At 71.6% G+C, this 26,613-nt stretch carries 27 protein-coding genes; 12 read left to right on the top strand and 15 right to left on the bottom strand.

Features of this window, described 5'->3' with window-relative positions; translation table 11 throughout:
* Nucleotides 1–6: 6 nt before the first annotated feature.
* The 8 genes from ACYQ1K_RS07905 to ACYQ1K_RS07870 all read right to left on the bottom strand — a co-directional run bounded on the left by ACYQ1K_RS07905 (nucleotide 7) and on the right by ACYQ1K_RS07870 (nucleotide 10,253).
* Nucleotides 7–2,613 (bottom strand): DUF4153 domain-containing protein, encoded by a 2,607-nt coding sequence (locus ACYQ1K_RS07905; protein ID WP_459982282.1) that lies wholly within the window; start codon nucleotides 2,611–2,613, stop codon nucleotides 7–9.
* Complete coding sequence (locus tag ACYQ1K_RS07900; RefSeq protein WP_459982281.1) at nucleotides 2,610–3,293, bottom strand: response regulator transcription factor; 684 nt, start codon at nucleotides 3,291–3,293, stop codon at nucleotides 2,610–2,612. Before ACYQ1K_RS07900 ends, ACYQ1K_RS07905 begins: the two co-directional genes overlap by 4 nt.
* Before the next feature lie 75 nt (nucleotides 3,294–3,368).
* Entirely contained in the window at nucleotides 3,369–3,803 is a 435-nt protein-coding gene (locus ACYQ1K_RS07895; RefSeq protein ID WP_459982280.1) for a CBS domain-containing protein, read from the bottom strand.
* Nucleotides 3,804–3,870: 67 nt separating this feature from the next.
* The gene (locus tag ACYQ1K_RS07890) at nucleotides 3,871–4,725 is read right to left on the bottom strand and encodes an inositol monophosphatase family protein (protein WP_459982279.1); all 855 of its coding nucleotides are present in this window, start codon (nucleotides 4,723–4,725) and stop codon (nucleotides 3,871–3,873) included.
* Nucleotides 4,726–4,759: 34 nt separating this feature from the next.
* Entirely contained in the window at nucleotides 4,760–5,788 is a 1,029-nt protein-coding gene (rsgA, locus tag ACYQ1K_RS07885) for a ribosome small subunit-dependent GTPase A (RefSeq protein WP_459982278.1), read from the bottom strand.
* A gap of 16 nt (nucleotides 5,789–5,804) precedes the next feature.
* Nucleotides 5,805–7,085: a 3-phosphoshikimate 1-carboxyvinyltransferase gene (aroA, locus tag ACYQ1K_RS07880; RefSeq protein ID WP_459982277.1), complete on the bottom strand. Its 1,281-nt coding sequence runs from the start codon at nucleotides 7,083–7,085 to the stop codon at nucleotides 5,805–5,807.
* A 42-nt stretch (nucleotides 7,086–7,127) separates the two neighbouring features.
* The gene (locus tag ACYQ1K_RS07875) at nucleotides 7,128–7,649 is read right to left on the bottom strand and encodes a DoxX family protein (RefSeq protein ID WP_459982276.1); all 522 of its coding nucleotides are present in this window, start codon (nucleotides 7,647–7,649) and stop codon (nucleotides 7,128–7,130) included.
* Between the two features lie 9 nt (nucleotides 7,650–7,658).
* Nucleotides 7,659–10,253: a sigma-70 family RNA polymerase sigma factor gene (locus tag ACYQ1K_RS07870; RefSeq protein WP_459982275.1), complete on the bottom strand. Its 2,595-nt coding sequence runs from the start codon at nucleotides 10,251–10,253 to the stop codon at nucleotides 7,659–7,661.
* Nucleotides 10,254–10,483: 230 nt separating this feature from the next.
* On the opposite strand from ACYQ1K_RS07870, the gene ACYQ1K_RS07865 reads away from it, so the two are divergent.
* From ACYQ1K_RS07865 to ACYQ1K_RS07840, 6 genes are all read left to right on the top strand, one after another.
* Nucleotides 10,484–11,146, top strand: coding sequence for a hypothetical protein (locus ACYQ1K_RS07865; RefSeq protein ID WP_459982274.1), 663 nt, complete (start codon nucleotides 10,484–10,486; stop codon nucleotides 11,144–11,146).
* Between the two features lie 68 nt (nucleotides 11,147–11,214).
* On the top strand, nucleotides 11,215–11,979 hold the full coding sequence (locus tag ACYQ1K_RS07860) for an SOS response-associated peptidase (RefSeq protein ID WP_459982273.1): 765 nt from the start codon (nucleotides 11,215–11,217) through the stop codon (nucleotides 11,977–11,979).
* Nucleotides 11,976–12,620 (top strand): alpha/beta hydrolase family protein, encoded by a 645-nt coding sequence (locus tag ACYQ1K_RS07855; protein WP_459982272.1) that lies wholly within the window; start codon nucleotides 11,976–11,978, stop codon nucleotides 12,618–12,620. Before ACYQ1K_RS07860 ends, ACYQ1K_RS07855 begins: the two co-directional genes overlap by 4 nt.
* A gap of 133 nt (nucleotides 12,621–12,753) precedes the next feature.
* The gene (locus ACYQ1K_RS07850) at nucleotides 12,754–13,413 is read left to right on the top strand and encodes a sigma-70 family RNA polymerase sigma factor (RefSeq protein ID WP_459982271.1); all 660 of its coding nucleotides are present in this window, start codon (nucleotides 12,754–12,756) and stop codon (nucleotides 13,411–13,413) included.
* Nucleotides 13,410–13,757, top strand: a complete 348-nt coding sequence (rsrA, locus tag ACYQ1K_RS07845) for a mycothiol system anti-sigma-R factor (protein ID WP_459982270.1) — start codon at nucleotides 13,410–13,412, stop codon at nucleotides 13,755–13,757. Before ACYQ1K_RS07850 ends, rsrA begins: the two co-directional genes overlap by 4 nt.
* Nucleotides 13,758–13,859: 102 nt before the next feature.
* A complete protein-coding gene (locus ACYQ1K_RS07840; RefSeq protein ID WP_370249596.1) occupies nucleotides 13,860–13,934 on the top strand; it encodes a 50S ribosomal protein bL37 in 75 nt (24 codons plus the stop codon).
* Nucleotides 13,935–14,012: 78 nt separating this feature from the next.
* Here ACYQ1K_RS07840 and ACYQ1K_RS07835 read toward each other — a convergent pair whose 3' ends face one another.
* Nucleotides 14,013–14,849, bottom strand: a complete 837-nt coding sequence (locus ACYQ1K_RS07835; RefSeq protein ID WP_459982269.1) for a DUF2785 domain-containing protein — start codon at nucleotides 14,847–14,849, stop codon at nucleotides 14,013–14,015.
* A gap of 59 nt (nucleotides 14,850–14,908) precedes the next feature.
* On the opposite strand from ACYQ1K_RS07835, the gene ACYQ1K_RS07830 reads away from it, so the two are divergent.
* The gene (locus ACYQ1K_RS07830; protein ID WP_459982268.1) at nucleotides 14,909–16,399 is read left to right on the top strand and encodes a sensor histidine kinase; all 1,491 of its coding nucleotides are present in this window, start codon (nucleotides 14,909–14,911) and stop codon (nucleotides 16,397–16,399) included.
* 37 nt (nucleotides 16,400–16,436) lie between these two features.
* On the opposite strand, the gene ACYQ1K_RS07825 is transcribed toward ACYQ1K_RS07830, so the two are convergent.
* A complete protein-coding gene (locus ACYQ1K_RS07825) occupies nucleotides 16,437–16,691 on the bottom strand; it encodes a WhiB family transcriptional regulator (protein ID WP_192678991.1) in 255 nt (84 codons plus the stop codon).
* 227 nt (nucleotides 16,692–16,918) lie between these two features.
* Here ACYQ1K_RS07825 and ACYQ1K_RS07820 point away from each other — a divergent pair, with 227 nt between their 5' ends.
* Nucleotides 16,919–17,326, top strand: coding sequence for a hypothetical protein (locus ACYQ1K_RS07820; protein ID WP_459982267.1), 408 nt, complete (start codon nucleotides 16,919–16,921; stop codon nucleotides 17,324–17,326).
* Here the strand turns inward: ACYQ1K_RS07820 and ACYQ1K_RS07815 are convergent.
* The 3 genes from ACYQ1K_RS07815 to sodN all read right to left on the bottom strand — a co-directional run bounded on the left by ACYQ1K_RS07815 (nucleotide 17,323) and on the right by sodN (nucleotide 19,017).
* Nucleotides 17,323–18,120 carry an RNA polymerase sigma factor SigF gene (locus ACYQ1K_RS07815; RefSeq protein WP_459982266.1) on the bottom strand — a complete coding sequence of 266 codons (798 nt, stop codon included), beginning with the start codon at nucleotides 18,118–18,120 and terminating at the stop codon, nucleotides 17,323–17,325. The two genes, ACYQ1K_RS07820 and ACYQ1K_RS07815, sit on opposite strands and share 4 nt — an antisense overlap.
* A 1-nt stretch (nucleotide 18,121) precedes the next feature.
* The gene (locus ACYQ1K_RS07810; protein ID WP_459982265.1) at nucleotides 18,122–18,472 is read right to left on the bottom strand and encodes an anti-sigma factor; all 351 of its coding nucleotides are present in this window, start codon (nucleotides 18,470–18,472) and stop codon (nucleotides 18,122–18,124) included.
* A gap of 143 nt (nucleotides 18,473–18,615) precedes the next feature.
* Entirely contained in the window at nucleotides 18,616–19,017 is a 402-nt protein-coding gene (gene sodN / locus ACYQ1K_RS07805) for a superoxide dismutase, Ni (RefSeq protein ID WP_344046037.1), read from the bottom strand.
* A 50-nt stretch (nucleotides 19,018–19,067) separates the two neighbouring features.
* Here sodN and ACYQ1K_RS07800 point away from each other — a divergent pair, with 50 nt between their 5' ends.
* The 4 genes from ACYQ1K_RS07800 to ACYQ1K_RS07785 all read left to right on the top strand — a co-directional run bounded on the left by ACYQ1K_RS07800 (nucleotide 19,068) and on the right by ACYQ1K_RS07785 (nucleotide 22,454).
* Nucleotides 19,068–19,421 carry a S24/S26 family peptidase gene (locus ACYQ1K_RS07800; protein WP_459982264.1) on the top strand — a complete coding sequence of 118 codons (354 nt, stop codon included), beginning with the start codon at nucleotides 19,068–19,070 and terminating at the stop codon, nucleotides 19,419–19,421.
* A 174-nt stretch (nucleotides 19,422–19,595) separates the two neighbouring features.
* Complete coding sequence (locus tag ACYQ1K_RS07795) at nucleotides 19,596–20,774, top strand: NAD(P)-dependent malic enzyme (RefSeq protein ID WP_459982263.1); 1,179 nt, start codon at nucleotides 19,596–19,598, stop codon at nucleotides 20,772–20,774.
* Between the two features lie 41 nt (nucleotides 20,775–20,815).
* Entirely contained in the window at nucleotides 20,816–21,784 is a 969-nt protein-coding gene (locus ACYQ1K_RS07790) for a zinc-binding dehydrogenase (protein ID WP_459982262.1), read from the top strand.
* 7 nt (nucleotides 21,785–21,791) lie between these two features.
* Nucleotides 21,792–22,454 (top strand): SDR family oxidoreductase, encoded by a 663-nt coding sequence (locus ACYQ1K_RS07785; RefSeq protein ID WP_459982261.1) that lies wholly within the window; start codon nucleotides 21,792–21,794, stop codon nucleotides 22,452–22,454.
* Nucleotides 22,455–22,458: 4 nt separating this feature from the next.
* Here the strand turns inward: ACYQ1K_RS07785 and ACYQ1K_RS07780 are convergent, their stop codons facing one another.
* On the bottom strand, nucleotides 22,459–22,635 hold the full coding sequence (locus ACYQ1K_RS07780; protein ID WP_459982260.1) for a DUF6104 family protein: 177 nt from the start codon (nucleotides 22,633–22,635) through the stop codon (nucleotides 22,459–22,461).
* 77 nt (nucleotides 22,636–22,712) lie between these two features.
* Nucleotides 22,713–26,471 (bottom strand): multifunctional oxoglutarate decarboxylase/oxoglutarate dehydrogenase thiamine pyrophosphate-binding subunit/dihydrolipoyllysine-residue succinyltransferase subunit, encoded by a 3,759-nt coding sequence (locus ACYQ1K_RS07775; RefSeq protein WP_459982259.1) that lies wholly within the window; start codon nucleotides 26,469–26,471, stop codon nucleotides 22,713–22,715.
* Nucleotides 26,472–26,613: the final 142 nt, after the last annotated feature.

Genomic DNA, 26,613 nt, shown 5'->3' with positions numbered 1-26,613 from the left:
ATCACCCTAGTCGGCGCCCGTGGACGCACAGACCGAGGCGCTCGTCGCGTCGAGCGGACCGAGCAGGTGGACCTCGGCGCGGGCGCGGCCGAGGTTCCACTCGAGCCAGTCGTCGTCGGAGGCTCCCCGTCCCAGCAGCGCGCAGTCCGCGTCGCCGGCTGCGAGGGTAGGGACGGCGTCGGCGGAGAGCAGGCGCAGATAGCCCCAGTCGACGCGTCCGGTGTCGGCGTACCGGTCGAGGTTGCGCTGCGCGATCCAGGCATCCGGATTGACGGCGGCAAGGCCGAGCAGGGCGACGACGCCGCTCAGGAGGGCGGCGCGCGGCAGCCATGCGCTGCGCAGCGCGAGCCCGGCCGCCGCGACGAGAACGAGGACGATGCCCAGCCAGCCCTCGAAGACGTCGACCAGGAGCCGGAGGCGGGTGAAGCCATACGCCTGCTGGTAGAGGTGCATCCGGTACAGCGCCGACCACACCACCACCAGCGTCTCGGCACACAGCACGCCGAGGGCGACCCGCAGCCACCCCCGGTCGGACGCCGTCTCCCGAGGTGCCTTGCGGGCTGCCGCGGCGATGACCACGAGGGTGAGCGCGGTCGCGACGGTCAGCTGCCCGAACCCCTGGTGGACGTAGTCGGCATAGGTGAGGCCGGTCGTGGTCCGGACGTAGGCTTGGCCGCCGAAGAACGCCGCCGCCTGCGCGACCAGGAACGCGGCGAACACCGCGTCGACGACCAGGACGGGGGCCAGCCACTCATAGCGCCGCTTCACCGGCCGCGGCGCCAGAGCGGCCCGGTCGACGTGGGGAGGGTTGAGCGCGAGGTACGCCGCGGCGAGCACCGTGCCGCTCACCGCGATGAGCACGAAGGCCCGGAGCACCAGCGTGTCGACGCTGAGTTCGGGCAAGATGTCCCGGACCCATCGGGCCAGCACCGCGTCGGCCGAGCCGAGCAGCAGGCCGAAGACGAGCAGGCCGACGAGCGACAGGACGAGCGTCCTCAGGAGGGCTGCGCCCTGCCCGAGGCCGGTCACGCGGGCTGCGGTGCGGCCGAGCCAAGGCAGGCCGCGGATCCCGGCGAGCGGCCAGGACACGCATGCCAGGACGAAGCCGGGCAGTGTCCTGCCGCGCGCCACCCCGCACGCACAGACGACGGCGCCGGCCAGCAGGCAGAGCACGACGATCCAGTCCGCGGCGCGCACCGCGGCGGCGCCGCCGAGCAGGGCGCAGAGCGCGGCGCAGGTGACGGTGAACGGGTCGCGCCGATCCTTGGCGGCCGAGAGCACGACGCCGCCTGCGACGAGGAGCACGAGCGCGGTGCCGATGCCGAGTTCGCGGAAGGGCAGCACGATCGCCGCGAGCAACCCGACGCCGAGCGCGGCTCCGAGGACCGGCGGACGTGCCGCCACACCGTGCTCGGGCCAGAAGGAGCCGAAGACGTCGTCGAGCATCGGTCGAGGCGGGACCGGCGAGGCGGGTGAGGCGCCCGACGGCCCCGCGGGGATCGCGGGCGGGGTGTCGCGGGTCGATGGCGGTGGCATCGGTGCCTCCTGTGTGACGGCGGGGCGGTCGGGTGGCTGAAGCGGGAGATCGACGCGCACGCGGGCACCCTCGGCGCCGTCCTCGGGGTCGACGAAGCCGATCACGCCGCCGTGCAGCTCGGTCACCCAGCGGGCGATCGCGAGGCCGAGCCCGGTGCCTCCGCCTCCGCTCGTGGTGCTGAGCGTGCCGAACGGCTCGAAGACACGCTCGCGGTCCGCGGCGGCGATCCCGGGTCCGGCGTCGTGGACCTCCAGGCGGTAGCGCCCGTCGGCGTCGGGCATGCTGGCGGAGACGACGACGCGTACGACGCCATCCGCGGGGCTGTGCCGCGAGGCGTTGTCGAGCAGGTTCGCCACGAGCTGGTGCAGCCGGTCGGGGTCGGCACGGACGACCAGGCCGTCGGGCACCTCGACGTCGTAGGTGACCGCGCGGCCGAGGGCCCCTGTCGCCGTCTCGGCCTCGGTGACGGCGTCGGCCAGCAGCGGCGCGAGCGCGACCGGCACGGGCGAGAGGGGCGCCTTGCCGGCGTCGACACGAGCGAGGTCGAGGAGGTCCCCGACCAGCCCGCTCAGCCGCTCTGTCTGCGCGAGCGCCGACTCGAGTGTGGCGGGGTCGGTCGGTGCGACCCCGTCGACGAGGTTCTCGAGCAGCGCCGAGAGTGCCGTGAGCGGCGTGCGCAGCTCGTGGCTCACGTTGGCCACGAGGTCGCGCCGCTGCTGGTCGACCGACCGCAGGTCGCGCGCCATCGTGTTGAACGCTCGGGCGAGCTCGCCGACCTCGTCGCTGGAGGTGGCGGTGACGCGGACGGCGTAGTCACCCGTGGCCATGCGTCCCGCGGCCGCGGTCATCTCGCGCAGCGGCGAGGTCATGCCGACGGCCAGGAGCTGCGTGACGGCGAGCGCGAGGAGGATCGTGACGGGGATGCTGAGGGCCATGGGAACGCCGCCTGCGCTGCCCAGCATCGTCACGGCCACCGCCACCACGACGCTGGCGGCGACGAGGAGGCCGAGCTTGACCTTGACCGAGCGCACGCGGGTGAGCGGGCTGACCGGCCACGTCCGTCCGCTCTCGCTCACGCGTCGGCCTCGAGTGCGTAGCCGACGCCGTGGACGGTGCGGATCCGGTCGGCCCCCACCTTGGCGCGCAGCCCCTTCACGTGGCTGTCGACGGCCCGGGTGGCCGAGGCGCCGGGCCATCCCCACACCTCGGCCATGAGGCGGTCGCGCGTGACCACCGCACCCGGATCGGCGGCCAGACAGAGCAGGAGGTCGAACTCGGTCGGCGTGAGCCGCACCTCGTCGCCCTGCAGCCAGACGCGCCGCGCGGCCGCATCGAGACGCAGGTCGCCGAGCTCGGTCGGTCGTCTGTCGGCGAGCTCGGTGGCGCGGTCGACGCGGCGCAGCAGCACGCCGACGCGCGCCACGAGCTCGCGCATCCGGAACGGCTTGGTGAGGTAGTCGTCGGCGCCGACCCCGAGGCCGACCAGGACGTCGGCCTCGTCGTCGCGGGCGGTGAGCATCAGGACCGGGACCGGCCGCCGCGCCTGGATCCGGCGGCACACCTCCAGGCCGTCGTACCCGGGGAGCATGACGTCGAGGACAACGAGGTCGGGCTCGTGCTCGGCGTCGGCCGAGACCGCGCCGGGGCCGTCCCAGGCCCTGACGACGTCGTAGCCCTCAGCGGCGAGCCGGTCGGCGACGGTCTGGTTGATGACCGGCTCGTCCTCGACCACGAGGACCCGGCGATGGCGCTGCATGGCAGCAGGCTAGAAGCGCCGGTGTCGCGAACGCGGGTGCGACGTGTGGAGGTTCTGTGCAGATCGCCGCGGCGCTCAGCTCTGGCGCACGTAGGAGTCGAGCTGGTCGCGCTCGAAGGTGAGCTGGTCGATCCGGTGCTTGACCAGGTCGCCGATGCTCACGATCCCCACCAGCCGGCCGTCGTCGACCACCGGCAGGTGCCGGATGCGTCGCTCGGTCATCACGCCGAGGATCTCCTCCACCGCGTCGGCGGGGGAGCAGACCGTCACCTCGGCGGTCATGATCGCGGAGACGGTGCTCTCGATCGCGACGTTCGCGCCGTCGGAGTGCAGGCGTCGCACGACGTCGCGCTCACTGACGATGCCCTGGATGTCATCGCCGTCGGAGACGATGCAGGCACCGATGTTGTGCTCGGCGAGGATGCCGAGCAGCTGACGGATGGTCGTGTCGGGCGTGACCGTCACGACGGATCCCTTCGGCTTGCGCACGAGGACCTCGCTGATGTGCATCTTCAGACCGTAGTCCCGCGCGGAGTGGCGCCACAACCGTTCGGTGCTCACGTGCGCGGCGGAGGGGTCACCGCCCGTGGAGGGGAGTGACGGTGCCGGGTCCTGTCGGCCAGTCCGGGTCGTCGTCGCCGTCGGGCAGCGAGCCGAGGAACGACAGGGCGGCCTCGTGCAGGTGGGAGTTGGTCGCGAGCGCGTTGCCGCCCCACGGGCCTGGAGTGCCGTCGAGGGCGGTGAAGGTGCCGCCGGCCTCGGTCACGATCGGCACCAGGGCGGCCATGTCGTAGAGTGCGAGCTCGGGCTCGGCGGCGATGTCGACGGCTCCTTCGGCGAGGAGCATGTAGGACCAGAAGTCGCCGTACGCGCGCGTGCGCCACACGCGGCGCATCAGCGCCAGCGTCTCCTGGAGCCGGCCGCGCTCCTCCCACCCGGAGAGGTCGGAGTAGGCGAACGAGGCGTCCTCGAGGCGCCGTACGTCGGAGACGGTGTTGCGCGTCGCCTTCATCAGCGACTTCCCGGTCCACGACCCTTCGTCCTGGACGGCCCACCAGCGGCGCCCGAGCTGAGGTGCCGAGACCACCGACATGACCACCTCGTCCTCGACGGCGAGGGCGATCAGCGTGGCCCACACCGGCACGCCGCGCACGTAGTTCTTCGTCCCGTCGATGGGGTCGACGATCCAGCGCCGGCTCGCGGATCCGGTCGTGCCCGTCTCCTCGCCGGTGATCGCGTCGCGCGACCGCGTGCGGGACAGGGTGCGCCGGATCGACTCCTCCACGGCCTGGTCGGCGTCGCTCACCGGCGTGAGGTCCGGCTTCGTCATCACGTGCAGGTCGAGCGCCTTGAAGCGGTCGGAGCTGATGGAGTCGGCGTCGTCGGCCAGCAGGTGCGCGAGGCGCAGGTCGTCGGTGTAGTCGCTGGGCACGGGGGAGAGGCTAGCCCTCCGATGCGGCGCCGTGTCAGTACAGGGGCTCGGACCGCGCCTCCAGCAGCCGCCGGAACGAGGCCACCCGATCGGGGTCGGCATCGCCGGCCGCCACCGCGTCGTCCAGGCCGCACTCAGGCTCCCCGGCGCCGTGCGTGCAGCCCCGCGGGCACTCCTCCGTCATCTCGTCCAGGTCGGGGAAGGCCTCGATCAGGTGCTCCGGCTCCACATGCGCGAGGCCGAAGGACCGGATCCCCGGCGTGTCGATGATCCAGCCGGGCTCACCGTTCGCGCTCGTCGAGGCGGGCAGCGGCAGCATCAACGCCGACGTGGAGGTGTGCCGGCCGCGCCCGGTCACAGCGTTCACGTGCCCGACCTCGCGTCGGGCGTTAGGCACGAGCGCGTTGACGAGCGTCGACTTGCCGACGCCGGAGTGTCCGAGCAGCACGCTGACCTTGCCGGAGAGGCGCTCGCGCAGCTCCGCGACGCCGTCGAGCTCGCCCTCGCTCCGTCGCGTCACCACCCACGGAACGCCGAGGGAGCGATAGGTCGACAGCAGCGTCTCGGGGTCGGCCAGGTCGGCCTTGGTGAGGCAGAGCAGGGGCGTCATGCCGGCGTCGTACGCCGCCACGAGCGCTCGGTCGATCAGCCCGTGCCGCGGCTCCGGGTCGGCCAACGCGGTGACAATGACGAGCTGGGCCGCGTTGGCCACGATGACGCGCTCGACGGGGTCGTCGTCGTCGGCGGTGCGCCGCAGCACCGTGCTGCGCGGCTGGACCTCGACGATCCGGGCGAGGGAGCCCTCCGCCCCGGACACGTCTCCCACGACACGGACCTGGTCGCCCACCACGACACCCTTGCGGCCGAGCGGACGTGCCTTGACGGCCCAGATCTCGTGGCCATCGACGATGACGGTGAACCGGCCCCGGTCGACCGTGACCACGACCCCGTCGGCAGCCTCGTCGTAGGACGGACGCTCCTTCGTGCGGGGCCGGGTCCGCCGGCGGGGTCGGTCGTAGTGCTCGACGTCGTGGTCCGTGTAGCGGTTCGTGTTGCGGGCCATGGGTCGTCGAGGCGTGTCAGAGCAGCGAGGCCCAGAACGGGGCGAAGTCGGTGAAGGTCTTCGAGGTGGTGGCCACGTTCTCGACGCGCACGCCGTCGACAGCAGCACCGATGACGACGCCGGCGTGGGCCATGCGATGGTCCGCGTAGGTGTGGAACACCCCGCCGTGCAGCGCCGCCGGCCGGAGCGAGAGGCCGTCGGCGTGCTCGGTCACGTCGGCACCGAGCGCCCCCAGCTCGGTGGCCAGCGCTGCGAGCCGGTCGGTCTCGTGCCCACGGATGTGGCCGATGCCGCGCAGGTGGCTCGGCGTCCTCGCCAAGGCGCACAGAGCGGCGATGACGGGGGTGAGCTCGCCGACGTCGTGCAGGTCGGCGTCGATGCCGCGGAGCTCGCCGTCTCCGCTCACCCGCAGCCCCGTGTCGGTGAAGTCGACGGTGCAGCCCATCTCCTCGAGCAGGCCGCGCAGGGCGTCACCCGCCTGCGTCGTGCGCCGCGGCCAGTCGCGCACCGTCACGGCGCCGCCGCTGACGGCGGCGAGGGCGAGGAAGGGGGCCGCGTTGGACAGGTCGGGCTCGATGACGTGGTCGACAGCCTTCACGGGTCCGGGCGCGACGACCCACCGGTATGGCTCGCCGCGGTCGTCGCGTGCGGTCTCGACCTGCACCCCGTGCTCGCCCAGCACCTGCACGGTCATCTCGATGTGGGGAAGCGAGGGCACGGGTCCGCCGTCGTGGCGCAGGTCGATGCCCGCGTCGTAGCGGGCGCCGGCCAGCAGCAGGGCCGAGACGAACTGCGACGACGAGGAGGCGTCGAGGGTGACGATCCCGCCGGGCACCGATCCGGTGCCGTGCAGGCTGAAGGGGAGCGCGTTCCCTCGGACGGAGACGCCGAGCACCCGCAGTGCGTCCAGGATCTCCCCGATGGGCCGCTTCCGCATGTGCGGGTCGCCGTCGAAGGAGACCGACCCGGTGCCGAGTGCCGCCACCGGAGGAACGAACCGCATGACGGTGCCCGCCAGGCCGACGTCGATGGTGGCCTCGCGGTCGAAGGTGGCCGGCGTGACCCTCCAGTGCTCACCGGTCGCGTCGATCTCGGCCCCGAGCGCGGACAGCGCCCCTGCCATCAGCAGGCTGTCGCGCGAGCGCAGAGCCCGGCGTACGACGGACGGGCCGTCGGCCAGCGCGGCCAGGACGAGGGCTCGGTTGGTCAGCGACTTGCTGCCCGGGAGTGCGACGACGGCATTGATCGGCTCGCGTGCGCGCGGAGCGGGCCAGGGGTCCTCGATCGGTTGCGTCACGCGCCAAGGCTATCGGCCGCCGCGTTCCCGCCCGTCGTCGCTTCAGCCGACATGTGCCTTCGCGCGGAGGAGCCTCGCCTCGTGTCGGGCGGCTCGGCGGGCGTCCTTGGCCGCATGGCGGGCGCGCCAGGCGACCCCCGGCTTGCCGTTCGTGTCACCGGCCGCGATGAGCAGCCCGCCCAGGAGCGAGAGGTTCTTGAAGAACTGGATGCGCTGACGGGCCTTCGCGCTCGGGTCGCTCTCCTCCCAGAACGGGTGGCCGGCGAACGTCGTGGGCAGCAGCGAGCCCGCGAGCACCGCGGACGAGATCCGTGGGGCGCGGCCCGTCGCCAGCCCGAGAGCGGCTGCGAGCTGGACCGCCGCGTTGATGCGCACCCAGACCGCCGGATCATGCGGGACGGGGACGCCGGCCCGCTCTCCCAGGCGCTCGGCGACCGGGACGACGCGGTCCGTCACCTTCTTCGCCTTCTCGGCATGCCCCTCGGCGTTCTTCAGGGCGTTCACCGGGCCGGCGACGAAGATGGAGGCCAGCAGCGGACGTGCGACGAGTCTGCTCAGGGTCATGACGGCTCGTTACCCCCTCGTAGCGCTCGGGACACCCGCCATTGTGTCGTCGCTGCGGTGCAGCACGCCAGGGCTCCCGACGAAGTCGACGGGCACGAGCCTGGCATCGATGGTGAACGCCGCCTTCGGATGGAAGTCCGCCTCGAGGAACGGGCCGTTGTCGTTCACCGCGCACTCGAGGGTCATGGTGGTGCCGGCGAGGGTCCGGGCGCAGGAGGGCCCGCCGTCCACGCGAGCAAGCCGGTTCCACTCACCGAAGTCGGTGATCACCGCGGTGAACCGAGCGTGTCGTGCGGGAGGGATGCCGCCGGCGGTGAAGGCGAACCGCACCACGCCCTCGCCCTGGTTGTCCCGGACGGCGGCGGTGAGTGAGAGGTCCGAGGAGGGTGCCACGACGGTGACGGTGACGGTGGCGGTGGCGGTGCCTCCGAAGCCGTCGGTCACGGTGTAGCGGAACGAGTCGGTCCCGTCGGCCGTGCCGTCGGGGAAGGACCGGTCGGGCGTGTAGAGGAAGCTGTCGCCCTTGCGGGTCACGGTGCCGTGGGCCGGCCCGGCAGCCAGGGTCGGCGCCAGCCGGAGGGGGTCGCCGTCGGGGTCGCCGTCGTTCGCCAGCACGGCGACCGTCACCGACCGGTCACCGGTCGCCGGGGTGATCGCCCGGTCGTTGCCGGCGGTCGGGGGGCTGTTGCCGAAGGTCACCGTCACCCTTGCTGTCGCCGTGCCACCATGGCCGTCGGAGACGGTGTAGTGGAAGGAGGCCACGTCGGCCGTCGTCGCCATGCCGGGTGGGTGGTAGCTCACCTGCCGGCCGTCCGCGGTCACGGTCGCCGGACCGCCCGGGCCGCTGACGGCCGTGACGGCGGTGACGGTGAGTGCGTCGTGGTTGGCGTCGGTGTCGTTGGCGAGCACCGCGATGGTCACGGGCTTCCCGGACGGAGCCGGGTGGACCTTTGCCGTGTCGGCCCGGGCGACCGGCGGTCGGTTCGGCGTCGTGACCTCGACCGTGCCGGTGACGGTGCCGCCGCGTCCATCGGCGAGCACGTAGACAATGGTCTCCGTCCCGCGCCACGACAGCTGTGGCTCATAGGTCACCGTGGCCGCACCGGCGCTCGCGAGGTCGCGTGTCACGGCCGCCGAGCGCTCGGCCGCGCGGCCCGGCGGTCCGCCCACCGTGACGGTGCCGTGGGGGTGGGCCCCTGCCATGTGGGCCGCGGTCGCATGCAACGGGTCGCCGTCGGGGTCGACGGCCCCTCGCGTCACGTCGATCGTCACCGAGGAGGCTCCGGGAGCGAGCACGACCGGCTCGAGCGGGTGGACGATCCGCGGTGCGCCGTCGGCAGACGTGGGGTCACCGCCCGGGGTGGACCCTGAGCCGGCGGCGGATCCGGAGCCGGTGGCGGACGTGCCGGTGGCGGACGTGCCGGTTGCGGACGTGCCGGGCCCTGAGCCGGCGACGGAGGTGCCGGGCGCGGTGGCGCCGAAGACACCCGCGATGCCCGTCCCCGACGCGGCGATGTCCGGGACCGTCAGGCGGCCCGCTCCGACGCCGGGGCCGGTCCCGCCGCCCGCCGGCGGAGAGGAGATCGAGCCGGGCGTGCGTGGCGCCGGCGAATGCTGTGAGGTGATGGAGGCAGTGGGCCTGCCGTGCGTGGTGGTCAGGTGGACGCCCGTGACGACGGCCGCTGTCACGGCCGCCGCGGCCGCGACGCCGCCCACCGCTCGTCCGGCCGGGTTCTGCACCAGCCAGTCCCTGCCCCGGTCGAGCAGGAGCACCACGCCGCCCTTGGCCGCAGACAGGGCGCCGACGTGAGCCGCCGCGAGGTAGCCCGCGCCGGCGCTGCCGAGCAGGATAGGAGCGAGCACGGCCCCGAGATCGGCGTTCACCTCGGCGAGCTCGAGGTAGATCGCGGTGCACGGACGGCAGTCCTGGAGGTGGGCCTCCAGCTTGGCGGCGTCGCGCCGTGAGAGGCCCCCGCGCAGATAGGCGCCGAGGTTGGCGCGCACGGTCGCGCACTGGTCGTCGACGACGTCTTGGGCGTGCATCGTGACGAACGCCTGTCTCAGACCCTCGCGCGCCCGGTAGGCCAAAGCCGAGACGGAGTTGGCCGAGATGCCGAGAAGGGGTGCGATCTCGGCCGGCTTCTGCCCTTCGACCTCGGTGTGCCAGAGCACCTGCTGCCAGCGCTCCGGGAGGGAGGCGAACGCCTTCGCCGCGGTCGCGTTCTCGAAGCCGGCGACGGCCGTGTCCTCGAACGGCACGCCCGGGTCGTAGGGCGTCAGGTCGTCCGTGGTCTGCAGCCGGGCGCCGCCGCGGATCTTGTCCACATGCAGGCGGCGCACCGACGTCAGGAGGTAGGCGCGGAAGGCGAGATCGGGGCCGCCACCTCGCTGCAGCACCGCCAGGACCTTCGTGAACGCCTCCGAGACGAGGTCGTCGACGTCACCCGCCGCGACCAGCTGGCGGGCCAGCCGCCGGGCGGCCTCGACATGTCGCTCGAACAGCAGGCCGTAGGCGCCCAGGTCGCCCGCGCGAACAGCTGAGATGAGCTCGGCGTCGCCGGGCTCGTCGACGGGCGTCAGGATGCCCGGCAGCTGCTCGCTCACAGTGTTATTGACGCACGAACCGGAGCCCGGTGACGTCGTCCGAATCAAAAATTCTTTCCGAGGACGTCCAACGCCGCGAACCCGCGTCATGACCGCACCGGAGTTCCGTCCCATCCTCGTACGGCGCGGTGGGGACCGGCGTCGTGGAAGGGATCGAGGGAGTGGGACCAGTGCGACTGTTCTCGCCGTGGCGCCGTCCGCGAGGTGCGGACGAGGAGCCGTCTGCGAGGGTGGAGCTGACCGAGGAGCTGATGGCGGCGCTGCCGCCTCGCTTCGAGGCGGCCGGGGAGGCCCTCGCCGCCGGTGGCCCATCGATCCTGGGGGCGTGCTGGGTGGTCGGTCGCGACCTGGCGGATGCGGGAGTGTCGCTCGGTGAGTGCATCGAGGGGCTCCGGTCGACCACCTGGCTCGTCCGAGGGCGCGACCCGTCCTTCGACGAGATGCGCGTGCTCTCCGTCGCCTGGAGCGAGGCGACGCTGGGCTACCTCCACGGACTGTCCTGCTCCGACCCGCTGACGGGGCTGTCGAGCCTCGCGCACCTGCGGGAGCGGATCGGCGACCTGTATCGCGACTCGCGCGCCGATGCCCGTAAGCACGCGCTCGTCGTCACGCAGCTGAGCGAGGTGCCGGGCCTCGACACAGTCGCGTCGTCGCGTCGGCTCGCCCTGCTCGGACATGCGGCACGGAGCGTGTTCGACGGGCAGGAGGCGATCGGCCGCGTGGGCCCGGCGCGGGTCGTCGTGGTGGCCGGCCGCGACGACGCGTTGGCCCCGCGGGTCTCGTTGCTGCGCCGGATGGTCGTCGACCGCGGAGCCCGGGTGTGGATCGAGGGTCTGCCCGGCACCGACGCGTCCGCGGTCCGTCTGCTCGACGAGCTGGCGCGCGGAGCCTGAGCGGCGCCGCCCGGGGGATTGCCTCGGCTGGACGACGCCGGACGTCGTGGCCCCCTAGGCTGAGGAGCGTGTGTGGTCGATATGCGTCCAGCCGCTCCGCCGAGGAGCTCGCCGACGAGTTCGAGGTGGTCGACCTGCGTGTGGACGAGCTGCTGCCCGCCGACTGGAACGTCGCGCCGACCAAGGAGGTCTATGCGGTGCTCGAGCGGCCGGCTCGCGATGACCGGCCGCAGGAACGACAGCTGCGTGCCCTCCGCTGGGGTCTGATCCCCTCCTGGGCCAAGGACCGCTCCATCGGCAGTCGCATGATCAACGCGCGGATGGAGTCCGTGGCCGAGAAGCCGGCGTACCGCAAGGCGTTCGCGACGCGGCGGTGCCTCCTGCCTGCCGACGGCTACTACGAGTGGTATCCGACGCAGCAGAGGACGACGAGCGGCAAGCCGCTCAAGCAGCCGTTCTTCATCCGCCCGCGCGACGGCGGCATCCTCGCGATGGCCGGTCTCTACGAGATCTGGCGCGACCCGACCAAGCCCGACGACGACCCGCACCCGTTCCTCTGGTCCTGCACCGTCATCACCACGGACGCGCCGGACGACCTCGGCCGCATCCACGACCGGATGCCGCTCATGGTGGAGCGGGAGCGATGGGGTCAGTGGCTGGACCCGACCACGCCGGCCACACTCGACCTGCTGGTGCCCGCAGCCCCCGGCCGCCTGGAGGCCTATCCGGTCTCGACCCGGGTCAACAGCGCTGAGAACAACGGACCCGAGCTCGTCGAACCGCTCCCCGTCGAGGAGCTGCCCGCCGGGGCTGACGCTCGGGGGAGCAGATGAGCAGTACCACGCGGATCGAGACGCCGCAGGGCGAGGGCGTGCTCGTCACCCGGCGGGCCCGCCGTCCGGTCGCGACGGTGCTCCTCAGCCACGGCGCGGGCAACGGCATCGACACCGAGGACCTGGTCGCCCTCGAGCGGGCGTTGCCACCGCAGGGGATCACGGTCGTGCGCTTCGAGCAGCCGTGGCGCGTCGCCGGCCGCCGCATCGCCACCCCGCCGGCCACCCTCGACGCCGCGCTCACGGCTGCCGCGAACTGGATGCGCGTCCGCACGCCGCTGGTGGTCGGCGGCCGCTCGGCCGGCGCACGCTCGGCGGCCCGGACGGCGCGCTCGCTGGGCGCTGCCGGATGCCTCGCCATCGCCTTCCCTCTCCATCCCCCCGGTCGCCCGCAGACCTCGCGGGTCGAGGAGCTGCGCAGCGCTCGGGTGCCCACGCTCGTGGTGCAGGGGGAGAACGACCCCATGGGGCGCCCCGACGAGTTCCCCGAGCTCGGCGGCGTCGACCTGGCGGTCGTGCCGGGTGCGGACCACTCGCTGCGTGTCGGCAAGCGCAGCCCGCTGAGCCAGGAGGAGGCGTTGGCCGTTCTCGTCGAGTCGACCCTGGAGTGGCTCGTCCGCGAGGTCGTCGGTCCTCGCTGATCCTTTCGGCGATCAAGCGGGCGATCGAGGGAATGGCCGGCGCGGTCCTCGCGTTGCGACCAACATGACCCTGCTGCTCGAGCGACCGGCTGACGCCCTCGTGGTGGGGCCCCAGCGCGTACGCTGGGCGGCGATGAGCGAGTCAGACTTCAGCGACCTCGACGGTGCCGTCGGGTCCGACGCACCGGTGGACGTCGCCACCGAGACCGACGCCGAGCGCGCCACCCGATTCGAGCGCGATGCGCTTCCCTATCTCGACCAGCTCTACTCGGCGGCGATGCGGATGACCCGCAACCCCGCCGACGCGGAGGACCTGGTCCAGGAGACGTTCGCCAAGGCGTACTCCTCCTTCCACCAGTTCCGGCCAGGCACGAACCTCAAGGCGTGGCTCTACCGGATCCTGACCAACACCTTCATCAACAGCTACCGCAAGAAGCAGCGGGAGCCCCAGCAGTCCATGTCCGAGGACGTGGAGGACTGGCAGCTCGCGCGGGCGGAGGCGCACAGCTCGACCGGCCTGCGCTCGGCCGAGACAGAGGCGCTCGAGCACCTGCCCGACAGCCAGGTCAAGGAGGCGCTGCAGCGCCTTCCCGAGGAGTTCCGACTCGCGGTCTACCTGGCCGACGTCGAGGGCTTCGCCTACAAGGAGATCGCCGAGATCATGGAGACGCCGATCGGCACGGTGATGTCACGGCTCCACCGTGGTCGTCGCCAGCTGCGCGACCTGCTCTCGGACTACGTGCGTGAGAACGACCTGCTGCCTGCGGGCACGGTGAACGAGGACAAGAGATGAACGACCAGAACGACCTCAGCGCGGCGGCTTCCGCGGCCACGTCGGCAGCCGTCTCGGATGACGCCTCGGCAGCCCCCTCGGCAGCCCCCTCGGCAGCTGAGTGCGCGGACTTCTTCGAGCAGATCGTCTTCTTCATCGACAACGAGCTGGCCGAGGCTGACTGTGCTGCGGTGCGCAAGCACCTCGACAGCTGCAACCCCTGCCTGGAGAAGTACGACCTGCAGCGCACGATGAAGGCGGTCATCGCCCGCTCCTGCGCCGAGGTCGCCCCGAGTGAGCTGCGCAACAAGGTGATGCTGCGCCTCCAGCAGGTCCGCGTGGAGATCACCACGACCGACGCTTGATTTCGCACCCGCAGGGGCTGTTTGAGAGACTGTTCCTCGGCCCGTGTCGCGGGCACGACCCGCAGGACGCCCCGAGACGGGCACAGGACTCAGGAGGACACCATGGGCAAGACAGGCCGCAAGCGCCGCGCACGCCGCAAGAAGGGCGCGAACCACGGCAAGCGCCCCAACAGCTGAGCGTCGCTGACAGACGACCACGAGGTCCCGCACCGATCCCGGTGCGGGACCTCGTGCCTTCTGTGGAGAGCCGGAGTCTCAGAGGTCGCGGTTGGTGCGCCGCAGTGCGTCGATGACGACGAGCAGAAGGTCGGAGCGGACCTCCGGCTGTCGCTGCGCGAGCGCGAGCTGCAGGTGGAGCGAGCGGAGGAAGGCCTGAGCGTTGCCGGCCACCACATCGGCGGCTGAGCCGGAGTCGCTGGCGCCCTCCGCGGACCCGGTGAGGCGCGCGACCCACGGCTCCAGGACGCTCAGAGGAACCAGGTTGCGGCGCAGGACGGCGAGCGTGGTGGCGGCGAGGCGGTCGGCGTCGGCGAGACCGAAGCTCACATCGGTCGGCGCCAGGGCGCGATCGGCGACCACGTCGAGCAGCACGGTCAGCTCGGGGCGACCCAGGTGCGGCGAGCGAGCCACCGCGGCGAGCGCATCGGCGCCGTGCCCGATCGCGCGCGCCCAGCCGCTCCCGGTGACGTGGCCGCGCAGGTCCCGCTCGCGCAGCAGCCAGATCGCCAGCCGATCGCCCCACTCGAGCACCTTGCCGCCCGGGGCGCAGGACTGCTCGTTGTCGCGCTCCACGCACGCGCCGAGGACGACAGCCGACCAGCTGCGGCGGAAGACCGTGTCGGTCCCTGCCTCGCCGAGTCCCACTCGCAGCCCGGCCGCCATCCCGTCACCGAGTCCGGAGATGAGGTCGTCGTACACACCCCGCTGGATCCAGGCGACGATCGTCGGCGCCGCCAGGCCCTCACGTGCCTCGGGGTCGGGGTCACCCAGCATCCGGGTGAGGTCGGCGGTCAGCTCGTCGAGCGGCCGGTCGGAGGGCACGGCCAGTCCGGTGGCCTGCACGGCTTCCCAGTATGACCCCGGCATCGCCATGTCCTCATCCTCTCAGACCGCCTGCGGCGCCACGAAACCCGACGACTACGCTGACGGCCGTGCCGACCCTGAGCGAGCTGGTGCGCAGCCACACCGACCTCGACGAGGCCGACGTGGAGTGGCTGCAGCTCCTCATGGCGGACTGGCAGATCGTCGCGGACCTCTCGTTCGCCGACCTCGTGCTCTGGCTGCCGGACCGCGACGGTCAGGGCTTCTGGGCGGCAGGCCAGATGCGTCCGACGACCGGCCCGACGGCGTACGTCGACGACGTGCTCGGCACCTTCGTGCCGATCGGGCGACGGCCGCTGCTCGACCATGCGTACGCGCAGGGCCGTCTGGTGCGGGAGGGCGACCCGGAGTGGCGTGAGAACGTCCCGGTGCGGGTCGAGACCATCCCCGTGCGACGAGCGGGCCGGGTGATCGCGGTGATCGCCCGCAACACCAACCTGCTGGGCGTCCGGACGCCGAGCCGCCTCGAGCTGACCTATCTGGAGACGGCCTCCGACCTGACCCAGATGATCGCCAACGGCTGGTTCCCCTCCTCGGGGCAGCGCAGCGACCACGCCGACACGCCGCGCGTCGGTGACGGGGCCGTGCGCGTCGACGCCGAGGGCCACGTCGAGTACGCCAGTCCGAACGCCCTCTCGGCGTTCCGTCGGCTCGGGCTCTCCGGTGACCTCTCAGGTCTGTCGCTGGCCGACGTGACCCGTGAGCTGGTCCCGCCGCGCAGCCGCCCCGACGAGGAGACGCTGAGCGCGGTGCTCGGCGGCCGTGCGCACCGCGACACCGAGATCGGCACCGAGTCGGTCTCCCTCATCGTCCGCGCGCTGCCGCTGCGTCCGGAGGGCAGGCACATCGGCGCGCTGGTCCTGGTCCGGGACGTGACCGACCTGCGCCGGCGCGACCGTGAGCTGATCACCAAGGACGCCACGATCCGCGAGATCCACCATCGGGTGAAGAACAACCTCCAGACCGTCGCGGCGCTGCTCCGGATGCAGGCCCGCCGGATCGACTCGGCCGAGGCGAAGGTCGCGCTGGAGGAGGCCGTGCGCCGCGTCGGCTCTATCGCCATCGTCCACGAGACGTTGAGCCAGGCGGTCGAGGAGGTCGTGGAGTTCGACGAGATCGCGGATCGGATCGGCGGGGCGCTAGGCGAGATGGGAGGCGTCGGCGCGGCCGTGCGCGTGCGTCGTGAGGGCAGCTTCGGCGGTCTCGCCTCCGACGTCGCGACACCGCTGGCGATGGCGCTGACCGAGCTCCTCCAGAACGCGGTCGAGCACGGCTACCCGGAGGCGAGTGCTCATCACGTCGCAAGCCCGACGGACCTGGGCCAGATCGTCGTGCGCGTGCGGCGCACCGACGACCTGCTGAGGGTGACGGTGGACGACGACGGCCGAGGCCTGCCGGAGGGCTTCGACCTGACGACGTCGACCCACCTCGGGCTCTCGATCGTGGGCACGCTCGTCGGCTCCGAGCTCGGGGGCACTCTCCGTTTGGAGAACAGAGCCCACGAGGCCGGAGCGCGTGCCGAGATCAGTGTCCCGCTGTGATGGTCCTCGACTCTCGAGACGATGCCAGTCGCGGTGCTCAGACGGTCGTGCGGACGCGGGCACGGGCGTTGCGGCGCTTGAGCGCGCGACGCTCGTCCTCACTCAGCCCGCCCCACACGCCGTGGTCCTGACCCGCCTCGAGCGCCCACTGCAGGCACTGCTCGCGGACTTCACAGCGGCGGCAGACGGCCTTGGCCTCCTCGATCTGCAGGATGGCGGGGCCGGTGTTCCCGATGGGGAAGAACAGCTCCGGGTCCTCGTCGAGGCACGCCGAACGGTGGCGCCAATCCATGGCTGGGGGATCCCTCTTTCCTTCAACGTCGTGGTGCGATGCCGGATCGCTCGGCTCCGCGGGTGGCCCGGGCGTGTGTGTGAACGCCTTCACGAGCGCACCGGACTAGTTTTCCCAGAATCGGCACCAGAGACAAGGGTGAATCGTGGTGTGTTTCATCACCGCGATGCGCTTGCGCCCTTCACACCCGGCCGCGGCGCCTGCTCACCGCCTCGTAGGCTGCACCGGTGACCAGCAGCCCTCTTCGACACACCTCACGCCCCGCGACGCTCACCGCGGCCGTCATCCTGGTGGCAGTCGAGGCACTCGCGCTGATCGTCCTGGCGGTGCTCGAGCTGGCCAGCCTGAGCGTGGGTCGCGTCACGATGGGCGTCACCACGGCGGTCTTCTTCCTGCTCTATGCCGCCGCGCTGCTGCTGTGCGCCTACGGGCTCGCTCGGCTCGTCTCTTGGGCGCGGAGCCCCGTGGTGCTGGCCCAGCTGATCCAGCTCGGCCTGGCTTGGAGCTGGCGCAGCACGCCCGCGGTCGCCGTGCCGCTCGCCCTGGTCTCGGTGGTCGTGCTGGTGGCGATCTTCTCGCCGGCGAGCCTGGCGGCGCTGGAGCCGCACGACGAGGACTCCTCGTCAGGGCGCTAGTCCTCCTCCAGGCCCTCGCGCAGCTGCGCGAGCGTTCGCGTGAGCAGGCGCGACACGTGCATCTGCGAGACCCCGATCTCCTCGGCGATCTGCGACTGGGTCATGTTGCGGAAGAACCGGAGCAGGAGGATCCGCTTCTCCCGTTGGCCGAGCTGGTCGAGCAGCGGCCTGATCGACTCCCGCATGTCGATGTGGGCGATGTTGGCATCGTCCTCGCCCATCGCGTCGAGCATCGTCGCGGCGCCGTCCTCGGAGTCGTCGCCCGCGTCGAGGGACAAGGTCGCGTAGGCGTTGCCCGACTCGAGCCCCTCGACGATGTCATCGACGCTGCACCCGACGGCGTCGGCGATCTCCACGGCGGTGGGGGAGCGGCCCAGGGTCTGGGTGAGCTCGGGGACGGCCGCGGTGACCTGGAGGCGCAGCTCCTGGAGGCGGCGCGGCACTCGGATGGCCCAGCCCTTGTCGCGGAAGTGTCGCTTGATCTCGCCCAGGATCGTCGGCGTCGCGTAGGTCGAGAACTCCACGCCTCGGTCCGGGTCGAACCGGTCGATCGCCTTCAGCAGGCCGATCGCCCCGACCTGGAGCAAATCCTCGAGCTGCTCGCCGCGGTTGCGGAAGCGGCGCGCACAGTGCTCGACGAGCGGCTGGTGCAGCCCGACCAGCTCGTCGCGGGCGGCCGCCTGGGCGGCTGGCGTGGCGCGCTTGGCCCTCAGTTCGGTGAAGAGAGCCGCACTTCGGCGCTTGATCTCCTCATACCCGTCTGAGGTCTCGCCCCGAGTCGACGCGTCGATCATGTCAGTGGCCGGCTCCCGCGGTCGGCTCCGGGTGGCCGATCGACGAGGCGGCCAGCAAGGTGATCTCGAACAGGCCGGGCCGGGCCTGCACCCGCGCGTCGCGCGCGAGGGTGGTGAGCACCGTCCAGGCGAAGCTGTCCGGCTCGGGCACATCCGCAGCCGCGGCCGCGGTCGAGACGGTGATGGTGAGCTCGCGGGGGCGGAGCCAGAAGCGGGCGGTGAGGTCGGCGTCGACGTCGGCGGCCTCCAGCACGAGCGCGGCAGCCTCGCCGACCGCCATGCGGACGTCCTCGAGGTCGTCGAGGGTGAAGTCCAGCCGCGCGGCGAGGCCGGCCGTCGCCGTGCGCAGCACGGAGATGAACGCGCCGTCGGTCGGCAGCCGGAGCTCGACGTCGGCGTTCGTGTCACGGGTGATGATGCGCCTCCTCGAAAGGCCGCGGGGCCGGTTCCAAGGGTCCTACCCCGGAACCGGCCCCGACAAACGGGAGCGGAAGGTCAGGCCTTCTTGGTCTCCCAGAAGATCTCGGCGATCTCGTCGATCTTGCCGAGGAGCTGGTCGGCGACCCCGGCGTCCAGGGTGCCCTTGGTGCCCGAGGCGCCGGCGAGCTTGGTGGCCTCGTTGAAGAGGGTGTGCAGCTGCGGGTACTTCTCGAAGTGCGGCGGCTTGAAGTAGTCCGTCCACAGCACCCAGAGGTGGTGCTTCACGAGCTCGGAGCGCTGCTCCTTGATCAGCACCGCGCGGGTCCGGAAGTCGGGGTCGGAGCTGTCGTTGGCCTTGGCGATGATGGCCTTGATGGACTCGGCCTCGATGCGCGCCTGTGCGGGGTCGTAGACACCGCAGGGCAGGTCGCAGTGGGCAGAGACCTCGAGCGTCGGTGCGAACAGTCGCGCGAACATGCGGGTCCTCTCGTCGTGGAACGGAAGCGTCGGCTGAGACACTACTCCGCGTGTCGCGACGCTCTGCACGGGTACCCCGTCCACGCGGTGGGCCGTGGCTGGGCCTCGCACGCGTCCGCGGCGACTCGATGGCTCCGACCCTGCGTGCGGGTGACTGCCTGCTGGTCTCCTACCGCAGAGACGCGGCCGCGGACGACATCGTGGTCGCGCGGTTCGCCGACGGGACGATCGCGGTGAAGCGGGCCGTCGAGCGGCGTACGACGCGGTCGGGCGCCCCGGGCTGGTGGCTGCTCAGCGACGACCCGAGCGTCGGGGTCGACTCGCGTCACCGGGGTGTCATCGCCGAGTCCGAGATCCTCGCCGTCGTCCGCGCCCGCGTCTGGCCTTCGCCGGGCCGACTGTGATGTGAGACCCGCCACGGACGCAGGTCGCGGAGGACCTCGTGTGGGAGAATGGGCGGACCGGGCCAACATCCCCTCCACGAGCACCCCTCGTGTCGACCTCGCCTGACACCCCGGGCGGCCACCCTTCCACAGGTCATCTGTCCTTCCTGGCCGCAGCAGAAAGCACCCTTCGTGATGAACGACTCCGCCCTCCCGTACGCCGGCGACCCCGTCTTCGACCTCCACCGTGGAGGCAAGATGGAGGTCGCTCTCTCCGTGCCCCTGACCGGTCAGGCCGAGCTCTCGATGGCCTACACACCCGGAGTCGCGCGGGTCTGCTCGGCGATCGCCGACGACCCGTCCCTGAGCGACGTCTACACGTGGGTCCCGAACACGGTGGCGGTCGTGACCGACGGCACCGCGGTCCTCGGCCTCGGCGACATCGGCCCCGCGGCGGCCATGCCGGTGATGGAGGGCAAGGCCGTGCTGTTCAAGCAGTTCGGCGGCGTCGACGGCATCCCGATCTGCCTCGACACCACCGACGTCGACGAGATCGTCGAGACGGTCGTGCGCCTGGCCCCCAGCTTCGGCGGCATCAACCTGGAGGACATCTCGGCGCCCCGGTGCTTCGAGATCGAGGAGCGCCTCAAGGAGCGCCTCGACATCCCGGTCTTCCACGACGACCAGCACGGGACGGCCGTCGTCACGCTGGCGGCGCTGTGGAACGCCCTGCGGCTCACCGGACGGACCGTCGAGTCGACCCGCGTGGTCATCTCCGGTGCCGGCGCGGCCGGAGTGGCGATCGCGAAGATCCTGGTGGAGGCCGGCGTCAAGGACCTCTGCGTGACCGATCGCCGAGGCATCGTGAGCTCGGACCGCAAGGACCTGACGCCGGTCAAGCGCGCCCTGGCCGAGCTGACCGCCGACCGCAACGGCCGTACCGGCACGCTGGCCGACGCGCTGCGCGACGCCGACGTCTACATCGGCGTCTCCGGCGGCACCGTGCCCGAGGAGCTGGTGGCCACCATGGCCGGCGACGCGATCGTCTTCGCCATGGCCAACCCCGACCCGGAGGTCCACCCGGACGTCGCCCACCGCTACGCCCGCGTGGTCGCGACCGGGCGCTCCGACTTCCCGAACCAGATCAACAACGTGCTGGCGTTCCCCGGCATCTTCCGCGGCGCGTTCGACGCACGGGCCACCGCCATCACCGAGGGCATGAAGCTCGCCGCCGCCGAGGCGCTGGCCCGCCTGGTCGGCGACGACCTGAGCGAGGACCTGGTCATCCCTTCGCCCTTCGACCCCCGTGTCGGTCCGGCGGTCGCCGCCGCCGTCGCCGACGCAGCCCGCGCCGAGGGAGTCGCCCGGCGGTGACCCCGCGCGTTCCCGGCCCGGTGCTTCGCTAGGTTGAGGTCATGTTCGCCGTCTACGCGCAGTCCATCTCCCGCGACGACCCGCTGAGCGGCCTGGTGGTCGGTGAGCGTCCCGATCCCATCGCCCCCGAGGGCTGGACGACGGTCACCGTCAAGGCCGCCAGCCTCAACCACCACGACCTGTGGTCGCTCAAGGGGCAGGGCCTCAAGGACGACGCCCTGCCGATGATCCTCGGCTGCGACGCAGCCGGCCTCGACGAGGACGGCAACGAGGTCGTCGTGCACTCGGTGATCAGCTCCCCGGACTGGTCGGGCGACGAGACGCTCGACCCGAAGCGGTCCTTGCTCTCCGAGAGGCACCAGGGCACCTTCGCGGACGTCGTCGTCGTGCCACGGCGCAACCTCGTGCCGAAGCCGGCGGGGCTCTCCTTCGAGGAGGCAGCGTGCCTGCCGACGGCCTGGCTGACGGCCTATCGGATGCTCTTCTCCCAAGGCGGCCTCAAGGCCGGCGACAGCGTCCTGGTGCAGGGCGCGGGGGGCGGCGTGGCCACCGCCCTCATCACCCTGGCCCGGGCCGGCGGCCTGCGCGTCTACGCCACCAGTCGCGACGAGAAGAAGCGGGCGCGGGCGCCCGAGATCGGCGCGCACGAGGTCTTCGCGAGCGGTGAGCGACTGCCCGTGAAGGTCGACGCGGTCATGGAGACCGTCGGCGCAGCCACCTGGGCGCACTCGGTGCGGGCATTGCGCCCCGGCGGGGCGATCGTGATCTCCGGCGCCACCTCGGGGCCCAACCCCGATGACACGATGCTCACCCACATCTTCTTCCTGCAGCTGCGCGTGATCGGCTCGACGATGGGCACCAAGGCCGAGCTGGCCTCGCTCGTGCAGCTCCTGGACGCCACCGGCACGCGCCCGCTCATCGACCGTGTGCTGCCGATGACCGATGCTCGCCAAGGGTTCGAGGCGATCGCCGGGGGCGACGTCTTCGGCAAGATCGTCCTCACCCGCTGAGCCCACGGTGAGACACCTTCTCACCGGCGCAGGATCGGGCATCGGCCGCGAGCTGGCGCGACGGCTTCGCGACCGTGGCGACGAGCTCTGGCTCGTCGTACGCGACCCGGCCAAGGTCGCCGACGACTTCGGCGACGCCCATGTCCTCGTCGCCGATCTGTCCGACAGCGCCTCCATCGGGCGCCTGGAGCTTCCCGACCGCCTGGACTCGGTGGTGCACGCGGCCGGCGTCGTGGAGCTGGGGTCGGTCGTCGACCTCGACGAGGCGGCCTGGGGCGATCAGCTGGCGGTGAACCTGGTCGCGCCCGCCCTGCTGACGCGGGCGGCGCTTCCCGCGCTGCGGGCCGCGCGTGGCACCGTCGTCCTGGTCAACTCGGGGGCGGGTCTTCGGGCACAGCCGGGGTGGGCGGCGTACGCGGCGTCGAAGTTCGGTCTCCGCGCCCTTGCCGACGCCCTGCGGGCCGAGGAGCGGGGCAACGGCGTTCGCGTGACGAGCGTCTTCCCGGGCCGCACCGCGACGCCGATGCAGGAGAAGGTGCACTGGCAGGAGGGCAGGGAGTACGACGAGTCGGACTGGACCCGGCCCGAGACGGTGGTCGATGCGATCGTCGCGGTGCTCGACCTACCGGACGATGCCACCATGCCCGAGGTGCAGATCAGCCCCCGCTGAACGCTCAGTCCTCGGGGTCGTCGAGGCGGGCCAGCCATGTCGCGAGCCGCTCGACAGCGGTCTCGAACTCCGGGTGGACGTCGACGAACGCCTGCAGCTGCTCGGCGAGCCAGGCGACGCTGACCTCCTCATCCCCCCGGCGCCGCTCCAGCTCCTCGATCCCACGGTCGGTGAAGTACATGCGAGAAGTCTCCCAAATGCCGACGAGGGGCCGGTCGGGACCGGCCCCTCGTCGTACGTCGCAAGACGTTGGCCTTCTCAGGCGAACGCCTGCCCGATGAGGACGCCCTGCTCGGCGACGTGGCGCTTGACCGTGCCGACGGCGGTGGTGCTCGACGGCGGGCGCGTGACCGCCTCGACGGCGACGCCGAGGTGCGGCACGACGTTGAGCGCGTAGCCCGGCCACGGACCCTGGTTGAACGGCTCGTCCTGCACCCAGCGGACCTGCCTGAGGTTCGGGTACTTGGCGATCTCCGCGTTCAGCTCCTCGATCGGCCACGGGTAGAGCTGCTCGACCCGCGCGATCGCGAATGTGTCGCCGTTGTCCCGCTTGCCGCGCTCGACCATCAGGTCCCAGGTGACCCGGCCCGAGCAGAGCAGCAGGGTCTCCACCTTCGCCGGGTCCGCGGTGCCGTCGCCGACCACGGTCTGGAAGGACCCGGTGGTGAAGTCCTCGGGCTGCGAGGTCGCCTCCTTGCGGCGCAGCATCGACTTCGGCGTGAAGACGATGAGCGGGCGGTGGACCTCGCCGAGGGCGTGACGACGCAGCAGGTGGAAGTACGACGCCGGCGTGGAGGGCTGGGCGACCACGAAGGCCTCGTCGGCCGCCAGGAGGAGGAACCGCTCGATGCGCGCTGAGGAGTGGTCGGCGCCCTGGCCCTCGTAGCCGTGCGGCAGGAGCAGCACGACGCCTGAGTCCTGACCCCACTTCGTCTTGCCCGAGGAGATGTACTCGTCGATGACCGTCTGGGCACCGTTGACGAAGTCGCCGAACTGGGCCTCCCACAGCACCAGCGCCTCGGGGCGGGCCACCGAGTAGCCGTACTCGAAGCCGAGGGCTGCGTACTCGCTCAGCAGCGAGTCGTAGACATAGAACTTGGCCTGGTCCTCGGTGAGGTTGGCCAGCGGCGTCCACTCGTCGGCGTTGACGCGGTCGATGATCGTCGCGAAGCGGGACGCGAACGTGCCGCGACGCGAGTCCTGGCCGGCCAGGCGGACAGGGCGGCCCTCCATCAGCAGCGACCCGAACGCGATCAGCTCGCCGGTGCCCCAGTCGATGTTGCCCTCGGTGATGGAGGTCGAGCGACGCTGCAGCTGCGGCATGACCTTCGGGTGGACGGTGAAGCCGTCCGGCGGCGTGACGTAGGCGTCTGCGATCCGCTTGAGCACCTCGAGCGGCACGGCGGTCTGGGTCTCGGCAGCCGGCTTGTCCGGGTAGTCGGGGACCGTCGTCCAGGCCTCGGGGGCCTTGTCGGCCTCGCGGACCTCGGTGAAGACGCGCTCGAGCTGGTTCTGGTAGTCGCGCAGGACCTCCTCGGCCTCCTCGATCGTGATGTCGCCACGGCCGATGAGGGACTCGGTGTAGAGCTTGCGGACCGAGCGCTTCTGCTCGATGAGGTCGTACATCAGCGGCTGGGTGAACGACGGGTCGTCGCCCTCGTTGTGGCCCCGGCGGCGGTAGCAGATCAGGTCGATGACGACGTCCTTGTGGAACGCCTGGCGGTACTCGAAGGCGAGTCGGGCGACCCGGACGCACGCCTCGGGGTCGTCGCCGTTGACGTGGAAGATCGGCGCCTGCACCATCCGGGCGACGTCGGTCGCATACAGCGACGAGCGCGACGACCCGGGGGAGGTGGTGAACCCGACCTGGTTGTTGATGACGAGGTGGACGGTGCCGCCGGTGCGGTAGCCGCGCAGCTGGGAGAGGTTCAGCGTCTCGGCGACCACGCCCTGGCCGGCGAACGCGGCGTCGCCGTGGACCAGGAGCGGAAGCACGGGGAACGCCTCGCCCCGGTCCAGCACGTCCTGCTTCGCGCGGGCGATGCCCTCCAGGACCGGGTCGACCGTCTCGAGGTGCGACGGGTTCGCGGCGACCGAGACCTTGATGGTGTCGCCCGAGCCGGCGACGAACTCGCCCTCGGCACCGAGGTGGTACTTCACATCACCGGAGCCCTGCACCGTGCGCGGGTCGATGTTGCCCTCGAACTCGCGGAAGATCTGGTTGTAGGACTTGCCGACGATGTTGGCCAGCATGTTGAGACGACCGCGGTGCGCCATGCCGATCGCGACCTCGTCCAGGCCTGCCTCCGCCGCGGCCTCGCACAGCTCGTCGACGACGGGCACGGAGGTCTCGCCGCCCTCGAGCGAGAAGCGCTTCTGGCCGACGAACTTCGTCTGCAGGAAGGTCTCGAACGCCTCGGCCTCGTTCAGCTTGAGCAGGATCCGCAGCTGCTCCTCACGAGGGGTCTTCTCGTGCGGCCGCTCGACGCGCTCCTGGATCCACCGGCGCTGCTCGGGGTCCTGGATGTGCATGTACTCGATGCCGGTCGTGCGGACGTAGGAGTCGCGCAGGATCCCGAGGATGTCGCGCAGCTTCATGAACGGCTTGTCCTCCCGACCGAAGGAGCCGGTCGGGAACTCGCGCTCGAGGTCCCACAGCGTGAGGCCGTGGTTCTCGACCTCGAGGTCGGGGTGGCTGCGCTGCTTGTACTCGAGGGGGTCGGTGTCGGCCATCATGTGGCCGCGGACCCGGAAGGCGTGGATGAGCTCGAGGACGCGCGCCTGCTTGCTGATCTGGTCGTCGTGGCTGGTCGCCACGTCGACGTTCCAACGGATGGGGGTGTAGGGGATCCGCAGCGACCGGAAGATGTCGTCGAAGAACCCGTCCTTGCCGAGCAGGAGCTCGTGCATCCTCTTGAGGAACTCGCCCGACTGGGCGCCTTGGATGACGCGATGGTCGTAGGTCGACGTGAGCGTCATGACCTTGCTGATGGCGTTCTTGGCGATCGCGTCGGCGCTCGCGCCCTGCCACTCCGCGGGATACTCCATCGCGCCCACGCCGATGATGGCGCCCTGCCCCTTCATCAGGCGCGGCACCGAGTGGACCGTGCCGATGCCGCCCGGGTTGGTGAGGCTGATCGACGTGCCCTGGAAGTCCTCGACCGTCAGCTTGTTGTCACGTGCCTTGCGCACGAGGTCCTCGTAGGCCGCCCAGAAGGCGGCGAAGTCCATCGTCTCCGCGCCCTTGATGCTCGGCACGAGGAGCTGGCGGGTGCCGTCGGGCTTGGGCACGTCGATGGCGAGGCCCAGGTTGACGTGGGCAGGCGTGATCAGGTTCGGCTTGCCGTCGATGACGTCGTAGCCCACGTTCATCGAGGGCATCGCCTTGACGGCCTGCACCAGGGCGTAGCCGATCAGGTGGGTGAACGAGACCTTGCCGCCGCGCGCACGGGCCAGGTGGTTGTTGATGACGGTGCGGTTGTCCCACAGCAGCTTGACGGGGACGTCGCGGACCGAGGTGGCGGTCGGCACCGAGAGGGAGACGTCCATGTTCAGCGCCGTGCGCATCGTGGCACCGCGCAGCACCGTGTACGTCGGGGCGTCGGCGGCCTTGGCCGGCGCAGGCGCGGGGGACTCCTTGGGGACCGGGTTCGTCGTGCCCTTGGCCGGCTCGGCGGCCTTGGTGTTGGCCGGTCGCGGCTTGGCGACGGGAGCCGGGGCGGGGGAGGTGCTGGCAGACGGGGCGGACGGCGCCGCCGTCGTCGCAGTCTGGGGTGCGGCCTGGGGTGCGGCCTGCGTCGCGGCAGGGGCAGCGGCGGCCTGCTTCACCGAGCCGTTGGAGCCGCCGGCCGTGCCGGGCACGCCGTTGGTCTCGAAGAACTTCCTCCAGACCGGGTCCACACTCCCGGGATCCCGCTTGTACTGGTCGTACATCTCCTCGACGAGCCACTCATTGGCGCCGAACTCGGCGGGGATCTCGGTGGAGCTGGTGGACGGGTTGCCTGAGGGCTGCGGCACGGCTTGGATCGCCTCTTCCGGAATGAGCGCGCTGTCGTTGCGTGGGAACGAGTTCCGGACGTCAAGGCTAGACCCACACGCCAGCAAATGCAGGCGTCGGGGTGCTGTTTCGGACAAGGTGTCATCGACACCACACGAAGGG

The organism is Nocardioides sp. AN3 (assembly GCF_054653495.1).
Note: the sequence above shows the minus strand (reverse complement) of the source record. Positions and strands in the feature narration are given on the sequence as shown.

Coding starts and splice junctions, on each gene's coding strand:
- ACYQ1K_RS07780 (WP_459982260.1), bottom strand. CDS start 22,635: ATGTACTTCACCGACCGTGGGATCGAGGAGCTGGAGCGGCGCCGGGGG.
- ACYQ1K_RS07855 (WP_459982272.1), top strand. CDS start 11,976: ATGAGCAGTACCACGCGGATCGAGACGCCGCAGGGCGAGGGCGTGCTC.
- sodN (WP_344046037.1), bottom strand. CDS start 19,017: ATGTTCGCGCGACTGTTCGCACCGACGCTCGAGGTCTCTGCCCACTGC.
- ACYQ1K_RS07835 (WP_459982269.1), bottom strand. CDS start 14,849: ATGGCGATGCCGGGGTCATACTGGGAAGCCGTGCAGGCCACCGGACTG.
- ACYQ1K_RS07795 (WP_459982263.1), top strand. CDS start 19,596: ATGAACGACTCCGCCCTCCCGTACGCCGGCGACCCCGTCTTCGACCTC.
- ACYQ1K_RS07875 (WP_459982276.1), bottom strand. CDS start 7,649: ATGACCCTGAGCAGACTCGTCGCACGTCCGCTGCTGGCCTCCATCTTC.
- ACYQ1K_RS07815 (WP_459982266.1), bottom strand. CDS start 18,120: ATGATCGACGCGTCGACTCGGGGCGAGACCTCAGACGGGTATGAGGAG.
- ACYQ1K_RS07790 (WP_459982262.1), top strand. CDS start 20,816: ATGTTCGCCGTCTACGCGCAGTCCATCTCCCGCGACGACCCGCTGAGC.
- ACYQ1K_RS07895 (WP_459982280.1), bottom strand. CDS start 3,803: ATGCACATCAGCGAGGTCCTCGTGCGCAAGCCGAAGGGATCCGTCGTG.
- rsrA (WP_459982270.1), top strand. CDS start 13,410: ATGAACGACCAGAACGACCTCAGCGCGGCGGCTTCCGCGGCCACGTCG.
- ACYQ1K_RS07900 (WP_459982281.1), bottom strand. CDS start 3,293: ATGCAGCGCCATCGCCGGGTCCTCGTGGTCGAGGACGAGCCGGTCATC.
- ACYQ1K_RS07850 (WP_459982271.1), top strand. CDS start 12,754: ATGAGCGAGTCAGACTTCAGCGACCTCGACGGTGCCGTCGGGTCCGAC.
- rsgA (WP_459982278.1), bottom strand. CDS start 5,788: ATGGCCCGCAACACGAACCGCTACACGGACCACGACGTCGAGCACTAC.
- ACYQ1K_RS07825 (WP_192678991.1), bottom strand. CDS start 16,691: ATGGATTGGCGCCACCGTTCGGCGTGCCTCGACGAGGACCCGGAGCTG.